This window comes from Variovorax sp. Root411, assembly GCF_001425205.1.
Lineage (GTDB): Bacteria > Pseudomonadota > Gammaproteobacteria > Burkholderiales > Burkholderiaceae_C > Variovorax.
The window spans coordinates 394,029-412,307 of the sequence record NZ_LMDW01000020.1 but is presented as its reverse complement, the minus strand read 5'-3'; the positions used below and the strand labels follow the sequence as shown (position 1 = coordinate 412,307).

Below are 18,279 nucleotides of genomic sequence, written 5' to 3'. Positions count from 1 at the left end.
GGCCGGCTCGCTCAGCGCTTGATCTTGGCCAGCGGGTGATCGGCAGGGTACGTCGGCGTGACCGGCTTCTTCGCGCCGAGCATCACGCACATCAGCGCGTCTTCGTCGCCGATGTTGATCTCCTCGCGGTACACGCCGGGCGGCACCGAGATCAGGTCGCGGTCGGTCATGATGGTCTCGAAGCGCTCGCCGTCTTTCTCGATCACCACCTTGAGCTTGCCGCGGATCAGGAAGAACACTTCTTCCACGTCGGTGTGCAAGTGCGGCGGGCCTTCGTGGCCGGCGGGGATCACCATGGTCGAGAAGGTGAAGTTCTCGGCGGGCACGGTGTTGACGTCCTTCGCAACGCCGGTGCCGCCCGTGCCCACGTAGCGCATCTGGGCGCGGCGGAACTTGGGGTCGAAGTCGGCCTGGAACTTCAGCGCATCCCAGTCGTATTTGCGGGTTTCGTAGCGCGCGATGCGGGTGTTCATCCACTCCGCGAGGCTCGCGCCTTCGGGCTGCGCCAGGCTGTTGCTGCCATCGGTGATCTTTTGCTGTTCGGACAGATCGCTCATCGGGTGTACTCCTTGGTCGGAAAAATTCGTTCAGTGCATCGCGAAGCCGCCGTTGACGGCAAGCAGTTGGCCGGTCACGAAGCGCGAGAGGCCGGAAAGCAGGAACAGGGTCGCGCCGCACACGTCGGCGGCCTGCTGCTCGCGCGGAATGGCGCGGCCTTCGAGGTATTTCTGGTGGCGCGCCATCGGCACGTACTCGGTGGCCTCGACCAGCGTGAGGCCCGGTGCCACGGCGTTGACGGTGATGTTGTCGCCGCCCCATTCGCGTGCCAGCGAGCGCGTCATGGCAATGACGGCGCCCTTGCTCGACGCATAGGCCAGCAGGTTGGGCGCGCCCCACAGTGCGGTGTCGGACGCGAGGTTGACGATGGCACCGCGGCCGCTTTCGGCCAGCGCGGCCCGGCAGGCGCGGCCCATGAGCCAGCTGCCGCGCACGTTGACGTTCATCACGCGGTCCCACATGTCGATCTCGAGCTGGTGCGCGTCGCGCCCGCCCGAGTTGGTGATGGCGGCGTTGTTCACGAGTCCGTCGAGGCCGCCGAGCAGTCGGACAGCTTCATCGGCGCAGGCCACGATGGAGCCCGGGTTCGACAGGTCGACCGGCAGCGCGTGGGCGATGCGGCCCGCTTTGCGCAGCGCCTTCGCTTCGGTGTCGGCCAGCTCGCCGAGGATGTCGGCCAGCACCACGCTCGCGCCCGCCGCGGCGATGCACTGCGCGAAGGCAAGCCCCAGGCCGCGTGCGCCGCCGGTCACGAGGACGCGGCGGCCCGCCAGCAGGTTGGCGGGCAGTTCGGCCAGCAGTGCCTGCAGGCTTGAGGGATCGGGAATGGCTTTGAGTTCGGACATGGGATGCGTGGTTCAGTCGGCCTGGATGCCGAGTTCCTTGATGACCTTGCCGAAGCGCGTGTAGTCGGCGGCGTTGGTCTTGCCGAGCACGTCGGCGCCGCCGCCCACGGGCGTGGTGCCGAGCACCGCCATGCGCGCGGCGATGTCAGGCATCTTGAGGATCTCGTTGAAGTGGCCGTTGAGCATCTTCACGATCTCGGGCGGCAGGTTGCGCGGGCCCCAGAGGCCGTTCCAGGCCGCGACCTCGACGTCCTTGTATCCCAGCTCCGCCAGCGTCGGCACGTTGGGCGCGAGCGGCGAGCGCTGGGCCGAGGCCACGGCCAGCGGGCGCATCTTGCCGTTGGCGAAATACGGCGCCACGGGGCCGAGCGTGATGAAGGTGACCGGCACATGGCCGCCCAGCACGTCGTTGACCGCGGGGGCCACGCCCTTGTACGGCACGTGCGAGAGGCTCGCGCCCGAGGTGCGGGCGAACATCTCGCCGAGGATGTGCATCGGCGAGCCGCTGCCCGGGCTCGCATAGCTCAGCGACTTGCCGTCCTTCGCGGCGGCCACCGCATCCTTCACGCTCGCGAAGCCGCTGCCGCCGGCGGCCACGAGAAACAGCGGCTGGCTGCCGGTCTGCACGATCGGCGTGAAGCCGTTCAGCACGTCGTAGCCCGAAGAGCCGTTCGTCTTCAGCACCAGTTGCGCGATCGAGAAGGTGCTGGGCGCGAGCAGCAGCGTGTAGCCGTCGGGCGCGGCCTTCGACACGTAGGCGCTGCCGATGATGCCGCTGGCACCGGGGCGGTTGTCGACCACCACGGGCTGGCCGACGCGCGTCGACAGCTTTTCGGCGAAAAGCCGCGCCAATGCGTCGGTGTCGCCACCGGCCGGATAGGCGACGACCAGGGTGATCGGCTTGCTCGGGTAGCTGTCTGCCCAGGCGAGTCCGGTGGCGCAAGCGGCCGCCAGGGAAATGGCAGCGGCAAAGACATGACGGCGTGTGTGTTTCATCGGGTCCGTGGGATCGTGGATTTGTTTCACTAAAGAAACAACGATTTATTAATGGAACGCCACGAAGAATACCGAGGAAGACAAACTTCATGACTAAGTAGAAACCCTAGTTCTTGTAATGCAACGAAAACAGGGCGGCCTTTGCGGGCCGCCCTGCGGGATTGGAAAGCGCGGTTGCCGCTCAGCCGCCGTAGCGCGCCACGGTGAGACCTTCCATGTCGATCTCGGGCGCCCTGCCCGCGATCAGGTCGGCCATCACGCGGCCGGTGCCGGCCGCCATGGTCCAGCCAAGGGTGCCGTGGCCGGTGCTCAGCATCAGGTTGGGAATTCGGGTGGCGCCGATCACCGGCGTGCCGTCGGGCGTCATCGGGCGCAGGCCGGTCCAGAAGGAGGCGTCGCGCACGTTGCCGCCGCGGGGGAACAGGTCCGTCACGACGTGTTCGAGCGTGTCGCGCCGGCGCGCGTCCAGGCGCAGGTCGAAGCCCGAGAGCTGCGCGGTGCCGCCGACGCGGATGCGGCTGCCAAGCCGTGTGACGGCCACCTTGAAGGTCTCGTCCATCACGGTCGACTCGGGTGCGCCGCCGGCATCGGAGATGGGCACGGTGATCGAGAAGCCCTTGACCGGGTACACCGGCAGGCGAATGCCCAGCGGCCTGACCAGCGCGGACGAGTAGCTGCCGAGCGCGACCACGTAGCGCTCGGCGGTGAAGCCGCCGGCATCGGTGCGCACAGCCGTCACGCCCTTGACTGCATCGTGCTCGATGGCCTGGATGTTCACGCCGAACCTGAACTTCACGCCCTCGGCCTCCGCCAGCTTGGCGAGTGCCTGCGTGAACTTGAAGCAGTCGCCGGTCTCGTCGCCCGGCAGGCGAAGGCCACCCACGAACTTGTCCTTCACGCCTGCAAGCGCGGGCTCGTACTGCACGCAGCCTTCGCGGTCGAGCACCTGGTAGGGCACGCCGGAGGCCTTGAGCACTTCGACGTCTTTCGAGGTGCCGTCGAGCTGCTGCTGCGTGCGGAACAACTGCAGCGTGCCCTGCATGCGCTCGTCGTAGGCGATGCCGGTATCGGCGCGCAGCGCCTTCAGGCAATCGCGGCTGTACTCGGCGAGCCGCACCATGCGGCCCTTGTTGATCTCGTAGCGCGCCTGCGTGCAGTTGCGCAGCATCGCAAGGCCCCAGCGCCACATGGCCGGATCGAGCATCGGCTTGATGACCAGCGGGCTGTGCCGCATCAGCATCCACTTGATGGCCTTGACCGGCACGCCGGGCCCGGCCCACGGCGCCGAGTAGCCGGGCGAGACCTCCCCCGCGTTGCCGAAGCTGGTTTCGAGTGCGGGCGCCGGCTGGCGCTCCAGCACCGTCACCTCGTGCCCGGCACGCGCCAGGTAGTAAGCCATCGAGGTGCCGATGACACCGCTGCCGAGAATCAGGACCTGCATGAGAACAACCCTTTGAAAGCTGCTGCAACGCAGCCGAGGGTACAGGCTAAGCGCTACAGGCCAAGCGCATCCTGCAATTGCCGTGCCGTCCAGCGCTTGGGGCTCTGCGGCCAGGCATCGAGCAACGCGACCATGCGCGCATTGCGCGGCGCGCTCAGGCCGTGCTCCTGCGCGAGGCGCACGACCTCGCCGCTGAGCGAGTCGATCTCGGTGCGGCGGCCCAGCGCAAGGTCGTCGGCCATGCTGGAGCGAGCCTTGGCATCGATGCGCAGCATGCGCGCCGCAACGATGCGAAACAGCCAGTCGGGCAGGCGCAGCAGGTTGACCAGCCGGTGCGCCGGAACGGCAGCGACCTGCGCCGGTGCGACGCCCGCGACCTTGAGGATGTCCAACGCCTCCTCGATCAGCGACGCGAAGCAGCGGCGGTAGCCGCGCAGCATCAGCTCTTCGCGCAGCGGCAGGCCCGAGAGCGCGTTGACCGAATTGTTGAGATTGAGCATCAGCTTGCCCCACTGTACGGGCAGCAGATCGGCATGCAGGTCGATCGGCACGCCGGCGCGCTCGAACACGGGCAGCCAGGGGCGCAGCGCCGCATCGTCTTCCGCGGCCAGCCGGCCAGCGGTGCCGCGATGGAAGGCGCCGGGGCCGATCTCGGCCACGTTGTACGGCACCATGCCGGCCCGCACATTCAGCGAGGGGCCGGTCTGCGATGCGGCCGCGGAATTGGAGATGCCGTTCTGCAGCGAGACCACCGTGGTGCCCGCGGGCAATGCAAAAGCCAGCTCGCCGGCCGCCGCGGCAGTGGCGCCGCTCTTCACGCACAGCAGCACCAGCGAAGGCCGCGCACCCACCGGGACCTGGTCGCACAGCCGCAATTTTTCGGCAGGCAGCCTGCGCGTCGCCCCGTCGATGTCGGTGAGCGTCAGGCCATGCGCCGCGAGCTTGTCCAGCATGCGTGGACGGCCGACGAAAGTGACGGGCACGCCGGCCGCCGCAAGGCTGCCGCCGATGAAGCACCCGATGGTGCCTGCCCCCATCACGAGCACTTCACCGGGGGTTGCGTCTGGCATGAAGTGCTTGTGCGGTTCGAGGCGGGCGGAGCGTCAGGCGCGCTCCGCAATCCAGGCCTGCACCGACTGCAGCGCGGCCGCAAGGCCCGCCGCGTTGGTGCCGCCGGCCATGGCCATGTCGGCCTTGCCGCCGCCCTTGCCGCCGACCTGCTGTGCCACGAAGTTGACCAGCTCGCCGGCCTTGACCTTGCCCACGCTGTCGGCCGTGACGCCGGCCGCGATCTGCACCTTGTCGCCGTCGACGGCGGCCAGCACGATGGCGGCAGTCTTGAGCTTGTCCTTGAGCTTGTCCATGGTGTCGCGCAGCGTCTTGGCATCAGCGCCATCGAGCTTGGCGGCCAGCACCTTGATGCCGTTGACGTCCACGGCTTGCGAGACGAGCTCGTCGCCCTTCGACGACGCGAGCTTGCCCTTGAGCGCGCCCACTTCGCGCTCCAGCGCCCTCACCTGCTCGAGCACCTGCGTGAGCCGGCCCTGCAGCTCGGCGGCCGGCGACTTGAGCGTGGCGGCCACGCTGTGCACGGTCGATTCGAGGTCCTGCAAGTAGGTGAGCGCGTTGGCACCCGTGACCGCTTCGATGCGTCGCACGCCGGCGGCCACGCCGCCTTCGCTGACGATCTTGAAGAGGCCGATATCGCCCGTGCGGCCCACGTGGGTGCCGCCGCAGAGTTCGCGGCTCGTGCCGATGTCGAGCACGCGCACGGTCTCGCCGTACTTCTCGCCGAACAGCATCATCGCGCCCGTCTTCTGGGCCGACTCCATGTCCATCACGCGAGCCTGGGTCGGCGCGTTGGCGAGGATCTCGGCGTTGACGCGCTTCTCGATCTCGACGATCTGGTCGTGCGAGACCGGCGCGTTGTGCGCGAAGTCGAAGCGGGTCTTGTCGGCATCGACCAGCGAGCCCTTCTGCTGCACGTGGTCGCCCAGCACTTCGCGCAGGGCCTTGTGCATCAGGTGGGTGACCGAGTGGTTGCGCATGGTGGCGGCGCGGCGGGCGGTGTCGACCGCGGCCTTGACCGCGTCGCCGACCTTGAGCGTGCCCTGGGTCTGCGTGCCGTGGTGGCCGAACACGTCGGCCTTGATCTTCTGCGTGTCTTCGACGCCGAACTGCACGCCTTCGGCAACGAGCACGCCCTGGTCGCCGACCTGGCCGCCGCTCTCGGAATAGAAAGGCGTGGTGTCGAGCACGACGATGCCGGGCTGGCCTTCCTTCAGTTCCTGAACGGCAGCGCCTTCGAAGTACAGCGCCACGACCTTGGCGTTTTCTTCCAGGTGGTCGTAGCCGGTGAAGATGTTGCCCGCACCGGCGTATTCGACGTTGCGGTCCATCTTGAACTTGCCGGCCGCGCGGCCCGCAGCCTTCTGCTTTTCCATGGCGGCGTTGAAGCCGGCCTCGTCGACGCTCACGCCACGCTCGCGGCACACGTCAGCCGACAGGTCGAGCGGAAAGCCGTAGGTGTCGTGCAGCTTGAAGGCGACTTCGCCCGGCAGCACCTTGGCATCGCCGGCCAGCGCCGCGTCGAGGATTTCCATGCCGTTGGCCAGCGTCTCGAAGAAGCGCTCTTCCTCGGCCTTCAGGGTATCGGTGATGCGCTTTTCATCGGCCACCAGCTTGGGATACGCATCGCCCATGAGCTTCACGAGGTCAGGCACCAGCTTGTGGAAGAAGGGCTTCTTCTGCCCCAGCTTGTAGCCGTGGCGAATGGCGCGGCGGATGATGCGGCGCTGCACGTAGCCGCGGCCTTCGTTCGACGGAATGACGCCGTCGGCCACCAGGAACGAGGTGGCGCGGATGTGGTCGGCAATCACCTTGAGCGAGTTGTTCGCGAGATCCTGCGTGCCGGTCTCGCGGCCTGCCGCCTTGATGAGCGCGTCGAAGATGTCGATCTCGTAGTTGCTGTGCACGTGCTGCAGGATCGCGGCCAGACGTTCCAGGCCCATGCCGGTGTCGACGCAGGGTGCGGGCAGTTTCTTGACCGAGCCGTCGGGCTGCATGTCGAACTGCATGAACACGTTGTTCCAGATCTCGATGTAGCGGTCTCCGTCTTCATCGGGCGAACCGGGCGGGCCGCCGGGGATCTCTGGGCCGTGGTCGAAGAAGATTTCGGAGCACGGGCCGCAGGGGCCGGTGTCGGCCATCATCCAGAAGTTGTCGGACATGTAGCGCCCGCCCTTGTTGTCGCCGATGCGCACGACGCGCTCGGGCGGCAGGCCGATTTCCTTGGTCCAGATGTCGTAGGCCTCGTCGTCCTCGATGTAGACGGTGGCCCAGAGTTTTTCGGCCGGCAGCTTGTAGACCTCGGTCAGCAGTTCGAATGCCCACTTCAGCGATTCGCGCTTGAAGTAGTCGCCGAAGCTCCAGTTGCCCAGCATCTCGAAGAAGGTGTGGTGGCGCGCGGTGTAGCCCACGTTCTCGAGGTCGTTGTGCTTGCCGCCGGCGCGCAGGCAGGCCTGGACCGAGGCGGCGCGCACGTAATTGCGCTTGTCTTCGCCCAGGAACACGTCCTTGAACTGGACCATGCCCGAGTTGGTGAACATGAGGGTCGGGTCGTTGCCCGGCACCAGCGAGCTGGAGGCCACCACCGTATGGCCCTTGGAGGCGAAGAAATCGAGAAAGGTCTTGCGGATGTCCGCGACCGTGAATGTGGGCTGGCTCATCTTTGGATTCGTCTTCTGTCGAGGGCGGCGCGGCGATGGCGACCCTCATGTCGAACCCACTGCGGCGAACCGGCCTAACTGCTTGATTTGCTTGAACAAACAATTATAGGTTTGGCCATGCGCCCGCGCCGCCTCGCAAGCTGCACGATCCGGAGGCCACGGCTAATATGTGACTTGGCGCAAAAGAAGCGAACCAAATACGGCCGGCGCCATCCGTACTTGTACGGACACAAGATCAAGGAGCTCGAATGGCAAGCCAAGAGGCGGAACAGCACTGGAAGATCGAAGACCTGGATTTCTCGCGCATCGCGCTCGACAAGGTGCGCCCGGACGAAAATCTCTTCTACCTGGTGACCTCCGCCTCCTTCGTCGAGAGCGGCTCGGACCTCTACACACACAACCTGGTCGATTTTTTCCGTGGCGACGACGAGGTCACCGACTGGTTGTCGAACCACTGGGAACTCGAGGAACTGCAGCACGGCAGGGCCCTGCGCGCATATGTCCGCCACGTATGGCCGGAGTTCGAATGGGATGTCGCCTACCAGGGCTTCCTGGAGGAATATGCGACCTACTGCAAGGTCGAGTTGCTGGCCCCGACCCGCGCCCTCGAAATGACCGCCCGTTGCGTGGTCGAGACCGGCACCGCTACCTACTACCGCGCCATGGCGCGCAGCACCGACGAGCCCGTGCTGCAGGACCTGGCGACCCGCATCGCGACCGACGAGGTCAACCACTACAAGCACTTCTACCGCTTCTTCCGCCGCTACCGCGAGCAGGAAAGGCTGGGCCGCCTGCGCGTGATGGGCACCATCGGCCGCCGCACGCTCGAACTCAAGAGCGAAGATGCCGAGTGCGCGATCCGCCATGTGGTGAAGACGCGCTCGCCCGGCCGCGCCGCCGACACGGCCTACGTGCAGCAATTGAGCGCGGACATGAACAGCGCGATCCGCGCCAACCTGAGCCCCGGCCACACGCTCAAGATGCTGATGCGGCCACTGGAACTGCCGGCAAAGGTGCAGACGGTGATCCAGTACCCGATCATGCAGTTCATGCGGCACGTGTTCCTGCGTTGATGGATTCCGTGGGCACAACGCAGAAGAAGACGCGGCACAAAAAAAACCCAGCACGGGGCTGGGTTTGAACCTCTCGGGTGCTGTCACGCACAGAGAACTCGCACTTCGAAGCGAGCCCGCGAAATCTAGGGCTTCATGTGCCGCCGCGTTGTCGGACGGGGCCGACACTTGGGACGAACAGGTCTGGCCGAATCGGCCCTATCAGTCTCCCAGCCGAAAAATACTGCCAAATAGTTCACGTTTTTATGCGTGTCCTACGGCGACTACCTATTTCTGGCTGACACCCAGGCCCCAGGGGAGCACCGACGATACCGATGCTGTCACGCAACAGGGCCGCATAAAAGAAGAGCTCTCGGTCAGTGCTTGGAGCGTGCGCCCACGGGCTGCTCCGACCCGCTTCGGCGGGTGTTTTTTTGGGCTCATCCAACACATGGCCCAGGGGCCGCCTCCTGCCTCAGGTCGCCGAGGTCAGCCCGGGCTTGCGGGTTCCGTCCAGTGAATACAACTGCGGCCGCTCGTCGGGGGCGGCGCCTTCGGCGGGCATTCCGTGCGCCACATTCTGCGGCTGGCGATAGAGCTCATTCTCGAGACGCCTGACGCGTTCGGCGTACATCCTGGCGAGGGCACTGTGATGCTCTGCCGCAGCCTGATGCTCGATGCGCGCCATCTGCGCCTCTTCCAGAAGAGCCGCCGCGCGCCGGAGATACGCGGTGTGACTCGGGCGAAACAAGAAGTCGAACGTCATTTCAAGCTCCTTTCCGCGAGGGTGCGGTAGGAAGCCATGTTCCTCCGCACCAGCCTTCAAGTCTGTCGGAACAAGCCTACCTTCGGGTTACCTGCTTTCGTTGCGGCGTTTCCGATCGCGGCGGAGCTACCCCATGTCCGACCGCTTGCAATCCAGGACCGTGCTTGTCTCGATCGTTCGCAGTGCCGGCACCTTGCCGACGAACGTCACCCCGGCACGTAGCAGGCGCCATTCTCCCGCCTTGAACAGCTTGAAGAGGTGCGTGACTTCGTCACTCGCAGTGGGAATGGCGTTGAACACATAGACCGGCTCGCCGCCCTGGGTCTCGTCCATGCTCAGCAGTTCGGCCCTCATCTTGCCCATGGTGTCCGTGTCTTTCGTCCTCTGGCGAACGACGTCCATGTTGACGGTGCGAGAGTGCTCGTCGATCGAGATCCTGCGGATCCAGGGAGCCGGCCCTGCGCTGTTCGAAGCCGGCGCGCACACGATCGTTCCCGCGGCGGAGGACCCGGCTGCCGCGACGAGGAGCAGATGGACGGCCAGCCTGGTGAGTTTGAATTTCATGCTCGATATGGTGCCAGCCCCCCGCGGGGGGGCGAACTCGAAGGGCATGCCCCCACAGTTCGAGCAGGAGGGAGTGGCCCCGCGCAGGCCAGTTCTTCAGTAGGAGCCCGGCGGCGGCGTGTGCTTGAAACGTCGCGCCGTCGTCATGCTGATGAACCGGGCCCGCGCGGCGCCGAGACTGGCGCGCCCTGCGCCGACCATGCCGCCGACGGCCGACTTGACTGCGTCCGCGGTGGGCGATTCCCGCGGATACGAGGGAGACAGGCCGCACTTGCGCATCAGCCGGTTCACCTGATGGATGCGGGCGACCTCGCGCGTGGCTGCGGTGTAGAAGGTCACCCCGATCGAGATCGACAGGCGATCGCCAGGGGCAGTCCCGCCGGCCTTGGATCTCGTCATGTGGGGCGAGGTGCTCGGGAAGTAGATGGCATCTCCCGGCTGCGCATCGAACTCCAGCCCGCGCGGCAAGAACGCTTCGTCGAAGCGCACTTTCTTGAGCGACTGCGTGACGATGAAGTCCTCCACGGCTTCGGCCGGCACGATGGTGCGATCGCGGTGATCCCAGACGTTGAGGGTCTTGCGCCCGTGCAACTGCAGCCAGAAGTTGTTCTCGCGATCGATGTGAAAGGGCGTCACGGATGGCGGCGCAGAGAAGAAGACGAATCCGTTCACCCTGAAGATGTCCGGCTGCTCGCGCTCGACGAGCGAGCGCATCGAGTTCACCACCGACATCAGCAGGGCCTGATAGCGGGGGATGACCTCGATGTTGTAGAAGGAAACCGACGAACCCGGCTCCTCCATGCGCTGGAAGAATTCTTCGATGCTGCGCCCATCCGGATGCCGGCTGTCGTGCGCGAGCGTGGACGCGACCGTCCTGTCCGGGTTCATGAACCTGCATTGGTCCAGTTTCGAGAGTTCCATCCCGAGCTTCACGAGTTCGGGCACCTGAAACAGGGGATGCTCGTGAAAGTTGTGGTGCATCGGCGTGATCCTCTGGGTAGAGAAGCGGTCAGGATTGTCCGCCCACACGCGAAACATCGTTTCCGAAGTTCCGACCCAATTCAAGCTGGTCAAGCGCATCGCACCCTCCGGATCGCTTTTTGGGCTCCTGCCCTGAGCCGAGGTCGGGGCGGAGTCCACGAACAGAAGTAATACTTTCGAACGCAATGCTGAAACTGTTTTCTGACTTTTACCTGACTATTAAAGGGCTCATTGGTGAAAATTCCTATCGGCAGTTGGCGGCCACCAGTTGCGCAGGGGAAGCCGAAAGTGTGGATAGAATTGCCCCGCCGAACTCTGACCATCATGCGGTTTCGGCCTCTAAAAAGTCGTTTGAAATCAACGACTTGCGATGCGGGTGTAGTTCAATGGCAGAACGGCAGCTTCCCAAGCTTCATACGAGGGTTCGATTCCCTTCACCCGCTCCAGTTAGTCACTCATGTTCTCTCATGTTGACTCAAAAGCTAGTCGGATCAACGACTTAGCTCCAGGACTTCTCTCGTGACCTCTCATGTTCGCTCATTGCAGCGCACCGGATGAAGGGGTACAACACGGGGAACGAAGGCGCTTTTGCCTTCGGTTGAGAAGCCTGTTCCCCTATCTATGCTCACAGAAGTCGCTTGCAAGAACGCGTCATGCCCCATCGACAAGGCGCGCGCGCGCTTCGCCGACGGCGGTAATCTCTACCTAGAGGTCGCGTCCAACGGGTCGAAACGCTGGTTCTGGAAGTACACCTTCGATGGCAAAGAGAAGCGCTTGGCTATCGGCAGCTATCCGACAATCAAAATCAAGGATGCACGAACCGCACGGGAGGAGGCGCGCAAGGTGCTTCAGACCGGCGCCGACCCGACGCAGCGCCGGCGACTCGACAAGGCGAGCGTCCGCGCTAGCGCGATCACGACCTACGAACTCGTGGCGCGCGAGTTTCATGCGATCAAGCAGAAGGAATGGAGCGAGGCCCATAGCGCGAAGTGGCTGCGCCTGCAAGAGAGCAATCTGTTCCCATGGATCGGCGGTCTGCCGCTACGCGAAATCACGGCACGCGTGTTGCTAGAGCCGTTGCGGCGGGTCGAAAGCAAAGGACTCAATGAGACGGCTGTGTCCCTTCGCCAGTACGCGGGCCAAGTGTTTCGCTATGGCATTGCCACGGGGCGGTGTGAAGACGATCCGGCGACGAAGCTGCGCGATGCTTTAGGCGCAGTCATCGTGAAGAACATGGCCGCGGTGCTGAAGCCGGAGAAGGCCGCGGCGCTGATGCGCGCGATCGACAGCTATCACGGCCTGCCGGCCACGCAAGAGGCGCTGCTGCTGTCCGCCTTGCTTTTCCAACGGCCCGGAAACATTCGCGCAATGGAGTGGGCCTGGGTGGATCTCGAAGGCGCTTTGCTCACTATCCCCGCCGCGTCGATGAAGAGAACCAAGCAGGCCAAACTCAGTGGCGAGCCGCACCTGGTTCCGCTAGCGCCGCAGGCCGTAGAGTCCTTGAAGCGCATGCAGGTGCTCACAGGAAATGGTCGCTACGTCTTCCCGAGCCTACTAACGGGCGAGCGGCCGATGTCGGACAACACGATCAACACCGCGCTTCGTCGCATGGGATTCGACAATACTGAGATGACCGCGCACGGCTTCCGCGCGATGGCTCGCACGATCATGGTTGAGGAACTCCATATCGACCCCGAGGTCATCGAAGAGCAACTCGCCCATGGCAAGCGCGGGCCGCTCGGCACTGCCTACAACCGTGCGAAGTTCAAAGACCAGCGCCGCAAGATGATGGTGACGTGGGCAAACTATCTCGACAAATTGCGCGCCGAATAGACGCAATTTGTGCGCCATTGCCGACCAGGCAGTTGGCAGAAGAGCCAGCTAGGAATCGGTGACTTGGGCTGCAACCCCAAGCATGGCGCGGGCGTGTTGTTCTGGCAGGGCGCGCACGTGATCGGGCAGGACTCGGCGGGAGCCGACTCGATCCTCGAACTGCTGAGGGGTGTCACCCATGCCGGCAAAGGGCAAGCACATCAAAGAACGCATCTGGAAGCTCGCCGACGAAAGCACCTGAGGTCCGATCATCACGCAGCGCGCCGCCTGCGAAACCTGCGAAACGCGATGAGGCGCGTGGCGCATCACGACCCCCGTGGTTCCAGAGAACGGCTTGGCTAGTCGTGCGGCAGCTACTGTCGACCGGAGCGGCGCATGCGCCTAGCTCAAGGCTTCGGCGATAGAGGTGTACTCGAATAGCTCTCCGGATCCTCGATCCACTGTTGAAGTGCCGCGCGCGGCCAACGACAGGTGCGCACTCCTATATGTATCGGTGGCGGGAACTTGCCTTCGGCAATTCTTCGGTACACGGTGGCACGACTCAATGCAGTGATGCGAATCACGTCAGACAAGCGAAAGAACGCAGGTGCGCCGACATTCGGCGGAACAAGCTCGCGAGCGTCAACGTGGTGTTCGAGTTGCATGACAGATCCTTTATGGGTGCCGTGCCTTCAAGCCGCGCATTGTTTGAGATGAGTGCCTCGCTTGAAGAGCCGAATGGAAGCAGAACCAGTGCCCACGCCAGAGTGAAAGTGCACTGCTCAGGGCTCGAAAATCGCTGTTCGACCCAGCGGCAGCCTCCTCTCAAAATCGTCTTACGCATGGATCTGCTCCTAGCGTGCAACGAGGTGCCACCTTAAACAACTAGGACTTTTGAGAGGCCTCTGAAAACTGACGGGACGGCCTGATGGCGCGCGGCATCTCACTTCCAAAAGCGTCTCAGCGCTGCATCAGACCTGTGCCGGCCCGCAACCCAGCTTTGACTGTGCGTCCTTGAGCGGGCATGGAAGAACCGTCTCTTGTCCCCTCCATCCGCGCCGGCAAGCAGTGACACAAGCCATCACAGCGCGAATCCACTGTCAAGCGACATCAGGAGCTGCCCCCCTGGCGACATGAAGAACTGCCCCCCGGGTTGTTGATCAATCTGTCGTGACTGCGTCTTTCGCGCTGGCCTGGTTAACCAGGCCAGCGCGGCGCTTCGATCTGAGCCGGTAGCTGTCGCCACGTATCGTGATGACATGACTGTGGTGCAGCAGCCGGTCCAGGATCGCGGTGGCCACCACGGCGTCGCCGAACACGGCTCCCCACTCGGCAACCGAGCGGTTGCTGGTGACCAGCATCGAGCCGCGTTCATAGCGCCTNCCCCCGGGTTGTTGATCAATCTGTCGTGACTGCGTCTTTCGCGCTGGCCTGGTTAACCAGGCCAGCGCGGCGCTTCGATCTGAGCCGGTAGCTGTCGCCACGTATCGTGATGACATGACTGTGGTGCAGCAGCCGGTCCAGGATCGCGGTGGCCACCACGGCGTCGCCGAACACGGCTCCCCACTCGGCAACCGAGCGGTTGCTGGTGACCAGCATCGAGCCGCGTTCATAGCGCCCTGCTCACCATTTGGAAGAACAGATGCGCGGCGTTAGCCTCGAACGGCAGGTAACCCAGCTCGTCCAGTAATGTTGCGCGCAACATTATGAAGAGCGTCTTTAGCCTGGCGGGCGCGGCGAGCAGGCGTGGGCCGGAGTCGCGAGATTTCCCCGCGACCGGTAGGCTAAAGATCCCGTTGGACTAAGGCGCCGCTCGGTGGTGGCGTGTTATGGGAATTGAATGAAGACGACGGGTCTTCGCAGTGCGGAGATACCAGCGATCGCGGCACTACAAGGGATCGCGAGTTCGCCTGCCGAAGCTCGGATTCCGGCCACTTGCGCAGCCGGCAGCGCCATCGGTGCCAGCGAGCGAAGGCGACCAGGTTGGCGCAGGACCGCACATCCGATAGACGCACGCAGGACCGGCGCTTCGCGATCGGCGTCGCGAGGAGAGCGCAGAGGTTGGGGCCGAGCATTCACGATGCCACGCTCGGCGGCCCACGTAGTTGCGCTCCCGCAAGGAACGACTCGATGCACACCATCTGGCCGCGCTTGCAATGTGGGCAGTCGCGCAACGACAGGCCCGTCAGGCGCTGATAAGCGCCAGCGCGCAGCACGTGAAGATCGTAAGGGTCAGTGTTCTCATCCTCATACGCCGCTTATAGGCGAGTGATTGCCATGCGGCCACTACGGAAAATGGGGATTCGCGGGCGGCCTGGGCCCTGCGACGGGCGGAAGCTCACTGTCGGCGATCGGGTGGGGTGCGCGGCCGCTGGCGCGTGCGGCAGCGTTGTCGGGACCGATTCAGAGGGCCCTAGCTGCGGCGCCGGTGGCAGCCACGCAGCCCGCGCTGGGCATCACTCGCGCTGGCCAGGCTCTCGGTCGCGCTGCACCGGTCGAAGCTCGCATTGCAGCGCGGCCTCGGAGCCGTCGGCGGCCACCGTCGCGTCGGGCTTGGCGCGTCGCCTTCGCTCTGTTCCAGCACATCGTCGACGTCACGCCCTAAACCCTCGATCGTTAACGACGGCCTTGGGCGGACTATTACGCGATGGTGGCGATGGTTTGCCGTGCAAACTTGTTTTGCAAACTGAGTCACGCCGGGCCATCGAGCTCAAAGCTGGCCAAACTTCGTCACCAAGTCACCTTCAATTCGGTCATACCCACCAGCGCGTCGTAGACCTCGGGTGCAACGTTGATGCAACCACCCGTGATGCCACGGCGCCCGGCGGCCGGGCCGCGCAGGCGTTCGAGCCGGTGCTGCGTCGGGTTGCCGAGCCAGACCCTGTGCACAGCGAAGACCTCGCGAGCCGTCTCCTTGAACTGCAGGACATCGCCGCCATAGCCCTCGGCCTGAACGATCCGCTGCGTGAGCGGGAAGATGCCTACGGGTGTGTCCTTGCCGACCAGGGCGTGGTGACACTGGCCGGCGAAACAGATGGTGGCGGCAGTGAGGCTGACGACGATGAGGCTCACTCGCGAATCGCCTTGGTCTCGACGAGCTTGACCGCAGGTTGCGCCACAGCCATCAGGCAATCGCGCACGTAGAAGCGGCTGCTGATCTGCTGGAGCTGGCCGCTCTGCGCCGCACCACCCTGCGCGCCGTTGCCGCTGGAGCCGTAGCCGCCGATGGAGAAGCTGCCGGACGAGGACGTGCCGAGGACCGCCGCGTACTGCGTCACCTGATGACCGTAAAGCTTCCCGTCAATCTCGACGAACGGGGCGTCCGCCGGCTCGATGTCGTCGTCTTCGCCTTGCTCTACGTCGCTCTGCCCGCCCAGCACGCCGAAGCGCTTACCCAGGACCGGCCGGCGAACGACCCGCACGCGCGGGCCGCAGACCATCGGCGTGACTACCATATTCGCGGCGGCCAGCGGCGCGGCGGCCTGACCATGGAGAACCGGAGCCCAAACCGTGGTGCGCTCCTGCACGTTCGTGTTCGACAGCGACAGGTTGCCGGGGGCACTGGAGCCGGAGCCGGCCGCGCCCGTTGAGCCGCCTGCATTGACGGTGACGTTCGAGACGCCGCCTGCACCACCCTTGCCACCGGTTGCGGAGCCACCGGAAGCCGTGTTCGTGCTGGTGTTCGTGCCCGTTGCAGTGCCGGCGCCGCCAGCACCGCCAGTCGCCGAGTTGGCGTTCGTGCTGGTGTTGGCCTGCTGCTGGCGCTGGTTGCCGCCCGTGGCGGTGCTGGTGCTCGTGCTGGTCGCCTGACTCGGGTTGCACGGATCGACGCTCACATCGACGGGCGAATAGACGGACGCGTTCGAGTTCGGATAGTTGTACGAGTCAGAGGTCGAGGTCTGCGCGAGCGCAGGGAGGGCGAGCGCCGCGAGAAGCGCAACAGCGAAAAAGCTAGAGAGTTTCATAATGTGGTATTTCCCGCCAGCGGAATCAGTTGTTTTGCCCGTTGCCGTTGCCGTTGTTACCGCCGCCGCTACCGCTGGTCGTGGTGGGGTTGGGGCAGGTGGTTTGCGCGACGGCAACCGACAATCCAAGCGTGAAGATGACAAGAACGGCGATGAGAGTCTTTTTCATAAGAGTGCAAGAAATCGATTAATGAAATTGCGAGGTGAGAGTGCGAAGATTCAATGGAGCGCACTTCGACACTGCTTGCGGCGGCGACCTGATTCGGGATGAAGCCGGGTGTCCAGGCTTGCTCAGCCCACGCACGCGACCCGCATCCGTGTGCCAGGGGTCTTGAGCGCGGGCCGTTCGTACCTACTGGCGCTCACGACAGAACAGGGCAGATTGTTGAAGACGGCAGGCATCCGTCGCGCGTGAACTAGTGCCCGTGTGAAGCTTTCACACATCTAGTGATGAAATCGAATGCGCCTTGGCAATCAAAGTGTGAGCAACTTCATTTCCTTGTTCATCATCTTTTTGAACAAGTTGACAGCGAGTGCCGTTTGACGTGTGATCTCGCGCATGCCTCCGCACTCCAGTCGACCGAAGAACCGCAGGGCTCTGTCAATCGACCTTGAGCAAATTCGAAGACAGCTTCGATGGCAGCCTTCGGTGGCGGGAAGCGAAGTACTGGGACCTCTGGAGGGGCTCTATCGGACCGAAGATCATCGCTATCGTCGGGTCGATGAGGGAACGCTGCTTCACGTCATGGACTACGAGACGCTGCTGCCCTACGAACTGATGATCGAACGTGCGGACATGGTGTGCGTGCAGATCATGCTGGCGGGCACTTACATGCGCTGGAGCGCCGTTCGATCACAAATCGTCGAGTCGTCCATGACTTCCATCTCCAACCTACCCGAATCTCTGTCGGTGACCAATGCAGGCCAGAAGCTGCAAGGGATCTGGATCGCCTGTGACAGGCGGCATTTCCTCTCACGCTACGGTCTGCAGCCTGACATGGTGCCTACCGACTATGTGCCTCTCTTTCAATCCGCGCGAGGGATGCCCGTCGCGATCGAGCTCGCAACTCAAGGACCGAACATCGTTGCTGCGCAAGAGATTCTTTCGTGCCGAATGAAGGAACCCCTCAACAGTCTCTACGTGGCCGCCAAAGTAACGGAGATCCTCTGCAACGTCGTCGCTCAACTGCATTCGATAGCCGGCGCGAGAGGCCCCGGCCGCATCCACAGGTGGGAAGCCACTCAACAGGCCATCGGGGCCGCAGCTGAAATTTATCGGCGCACGCTCAGCACCCCCCCGACCGTCGACGAGCTGGCTCAGAAGGTCGGGCTCAATCGCAACATGCTCACAGCGGGCTTCAAGGCGCGCTTTGGAGCCACGCCTAATGCCTTTGCCCACGCGCTGAGAATGCGGGAAGCGAAGACACTGCTAGACGGCGGCCATCTTTCGATCAGCGACATTGCCAGGAGCGTGGGGTACAGCAGCTATGCCAGCTTTGCCCATGCGTTCCATGCTTACTACGGAGTGCCGCCAAAGAAACCGACCGTCTGACATGGCCACCTGGAATCTG

The 18,279-nt window shown here is 64.1% G+C and carries 17 protein-coding genes, 1 tRNA gene and 1 pseudogene; 4 read left to right on the top strand and 15 right to left on the bottom strand.

Translation table 11 applies throughout. The annotated features are described in order from the left end of the window. Window positions 1-11: 11 nt before the first annotated feature. The 6 genes from ASC92_RS26430 to alaS all read right to left on the bottom strand — a co-directional run bounded on the left by ASC92_RS26430 (window position 12) and on the right by alaS (window position 7,568). On the bottom strand, window positions 12-557 hold the full coding sequence (locus tag ASC92_RS26430) for a cupin domain-containing protein (protein WP_056521895.1): 546 nt from the start codon (window positions 555-557) through the stop codon (window positions 12-14). A 30-nt stretch (window positions 558-587) separates the two neighbouring features. Then, window positions 588-1,403, bottom strand: coding sequence for an SDR family oxidoreductase (locus ASC92_RS26425; protein WP_056521890.1), 816 nt, complete (start codon window positions 1,401-1,403; stop codon window positions 588-590). Between the two features lie 12 nt (window positions 1,404-1,415). Next, complete coding sequence (locus tag ASC92_RS26420) at window positions 1,416-2,399, bottom strand: Bug family tripartite tricarboxylate transporter substrate binding protein (RefSeq protein ID WP_056521887.1); 984 nt, start codon at window positions 2,397-2,399, stop codon at window positions 1,416-1,418. A gap of 181 nt (window positions 2,400-2,580) precedes the next feature. Next, window positions 2,581-3,840: a D-amino acid dehydrogenase gene (locus ASC92_RS26415; protein ID WP_056521883.1), complete on the bottom strand. Its 1,260-nt coding sequence runs from the start codon at window positions 3,838-3,840 to the stop codon at window positions 2,581-2,583. Window positions 3,841-3,893: 53 nt separating this feature from the next. Continuing rightward, window positions 3,894-4,910, bottom strand: a complete 1,017-nt coding sequence (locus ASC92_RS26410) for a 2-dehydropantoate 2-reductase (RefSeq protein ID WP_056521880.1) — start codon at window positions 4,908-4,910, stop codon at window positions 3,894-3,896. A gap of 33 nt (window positions 4,911-4,943) precedes the next feature. Next, complete coding sequence (gene alaS, locus ASC92_RS26405; RefSeq protein ID WP_056521877.1) at window positions 4,944-7,568, bottom strand: alanine--tRNA ligase; 2,625 nt, start codon at window positions 7,566-7,568, stop codon at window positions 4,944-4,946. Window positions 7,569-7,816: 248 nt separating this feature from the next. Here alaS and ASC92_RS26400 point away from each other — a divergent pair, with 248 nt between their 5' ends. Then, window positions 7,817-8,641 (top strand): ferritin-like domain-containing protein, encoded by an 825-nt coding sequence (locus ASC92_RS26400; protein WP_056521874.1) that lies wholly within the window; start codon window positions 7,817-7,819, stop codon window positions 8,639-8,641. Between the two features lie 454 nt (window positions 8,642-9,095). On the opposite strand, the gene ASC92_RS26395 is transcribed toward ASC92_RS26400, so the two are convergent. From ASC92_RS26395 to ASC92_RS26385, 3 genes are all read right to left on the bottom strand, one after another. Then, a complete protein-coding gene (locus ASC92_RS26395) occupies window positions 9,096-9,386 on the bottom strand; it encodes a hypothetical protein (protein WP_056521870.1) in 291 nt (96 codons plus the stop codon). Between the two features lie 126 nt (window positions 9,387-9,512). Next, complete coding sequence (locus ASC92_RS26390) at window positions 9,513-9,950, bottom strand: hypothetical protein (protein WP_056522184.1); 438 nt, start codon at window positions 9,948-9,950, stop codon at window positions 9,513-9,515. A gap of 96 nt (window positions 9,951-10,046) precedes the next feature. After that, window positions 10,047-11,090 carry a cupin domain-containing protein gene (locus tag ASC92_RS26385; protein ID WP_235506012.1) on the bottom strand — a complete coding sequence of 348 codons (1,044 nt, stop codon included), beginning with the start codon at window positions 11,088-11,090 and terminating at the stop codon, window positions 10,047-10,049. 213 nt (window positions 11,091-11,303) lie between these two features. Between ASC92_RS26385 and ASC92_RS26380 the strand changes: the two genes are divergently transcribed. Together ASC92_RS26380 and ASC92_RS26375 are read left to right on the top strand one after the other, a co-directional pair. Then, window positions 11,304-11,377: transfer RNA gene (locus ASC92_RS26380), tRNA-Gly, on the top strand. A 175-nt stretch (window positions 11,378-11,552) separates the two neighbouring features. After that, window positions 11,553-12,764 (top strand): tyrosine-type recombinase/integrase, encoded by a 1,212-nt coding sequence (locus ASC92_RS26375; protein ID WP_056521865.1) that lies wholly within the window; start codon window positions 11,553-11,555, stop codon window positions 12,762-12,764. 386 nt (window positions 12,765-13,150) lie between these two features. On the opposite strand, the gene ASC92_RS28380 is transcribed toward ASC92_RS26375, so the two are convergent. The 6 genes and pseudogenes from ASC92_RS28380 to ASC92_RS28810 form a co-directional block, all read right to left on the bottom strand. Next, complete coding sequence (locus ASC92_RS28380) at window positions 13,151-13,408, bottom strand: helix-turn-helix transcriptional regulator (protein ID WP_082519735.1); 258 nt, start codon at window positions 13,406-13,408, stop codon at window positions 13,151-13,153. Between the two features lie 495 nt (window positions 13,409-13,903). Next, window positions 13,904-14,125: pseudogene (locus ASC92_RS26365) on the bottom strand (ATP-binding protein); the annotation flags it as partial. Window positions 14,126-14,141: 16 nt separating this feature from the next. Continuing rightward, on the bottom strand, window positions 14,142-14,342 hold the full coding sequence (locus ASC92_RS26360; protein ID WP_200936045.1) for an ATP-binding protein: 201 nt from the start codon (window positions 14,340-14,342) through the stop codon (window positions 14,142-14,144). Window positions 14,343-15,473: 1,131 nt separating this feature from the next. Further along, window positions 15,474-15,815 carry a hypothetical protein gene (locus ASC92_RS26355; protein WP_056521859.1) on the bottom strand — a complete coding sequence of 114 codons (342 nt, stop codon included), beginning with the start codon at window positions 15,813-15,815 and terminating at the stop codon, window positions 15,474-15,476. After that, entirely contained in the window at window positions 15,812-16,708 is an 897-nt protein-coding gene (locus ASC92_RS26350; RefSeq protein ID WP_056521856.1) for a hypothetical protein, read from the bottom strand. Before ASC92_RS26350 ends, ASC92_RS26355 begins: the two co-directional genes overlap by 4 nt. 25 nt (window positions 16,709-16,733) lie before the next feature. Beyond that, a complete protein-coding gene (locus ASC92_RS28810) occupies window positions 16,734-16,877 on the bottom strand; it encodes a hypothetical protein (RefSeq protein ID WP_157609138.1) in 144 nt (47 codons plus the stop codon). Window positions 16,878-17,453: 576 nt separating this feature from the next. Here ASC92_RS28810 and ASC92_RS28375 point away from each other — a divergent pair. Beyond that, a complete protein-coding gene (locus tag ASC92_RS28375) occupies window positions 17,454-18,260 on the top strand; it encodes a helix-turn-helix transcriptional regulator (protein WP_162245746.1) in 807 nt (268 codons plus the stop codon). Window positions 18,261-18,279 lie beyond the last annotated feature (19 nt).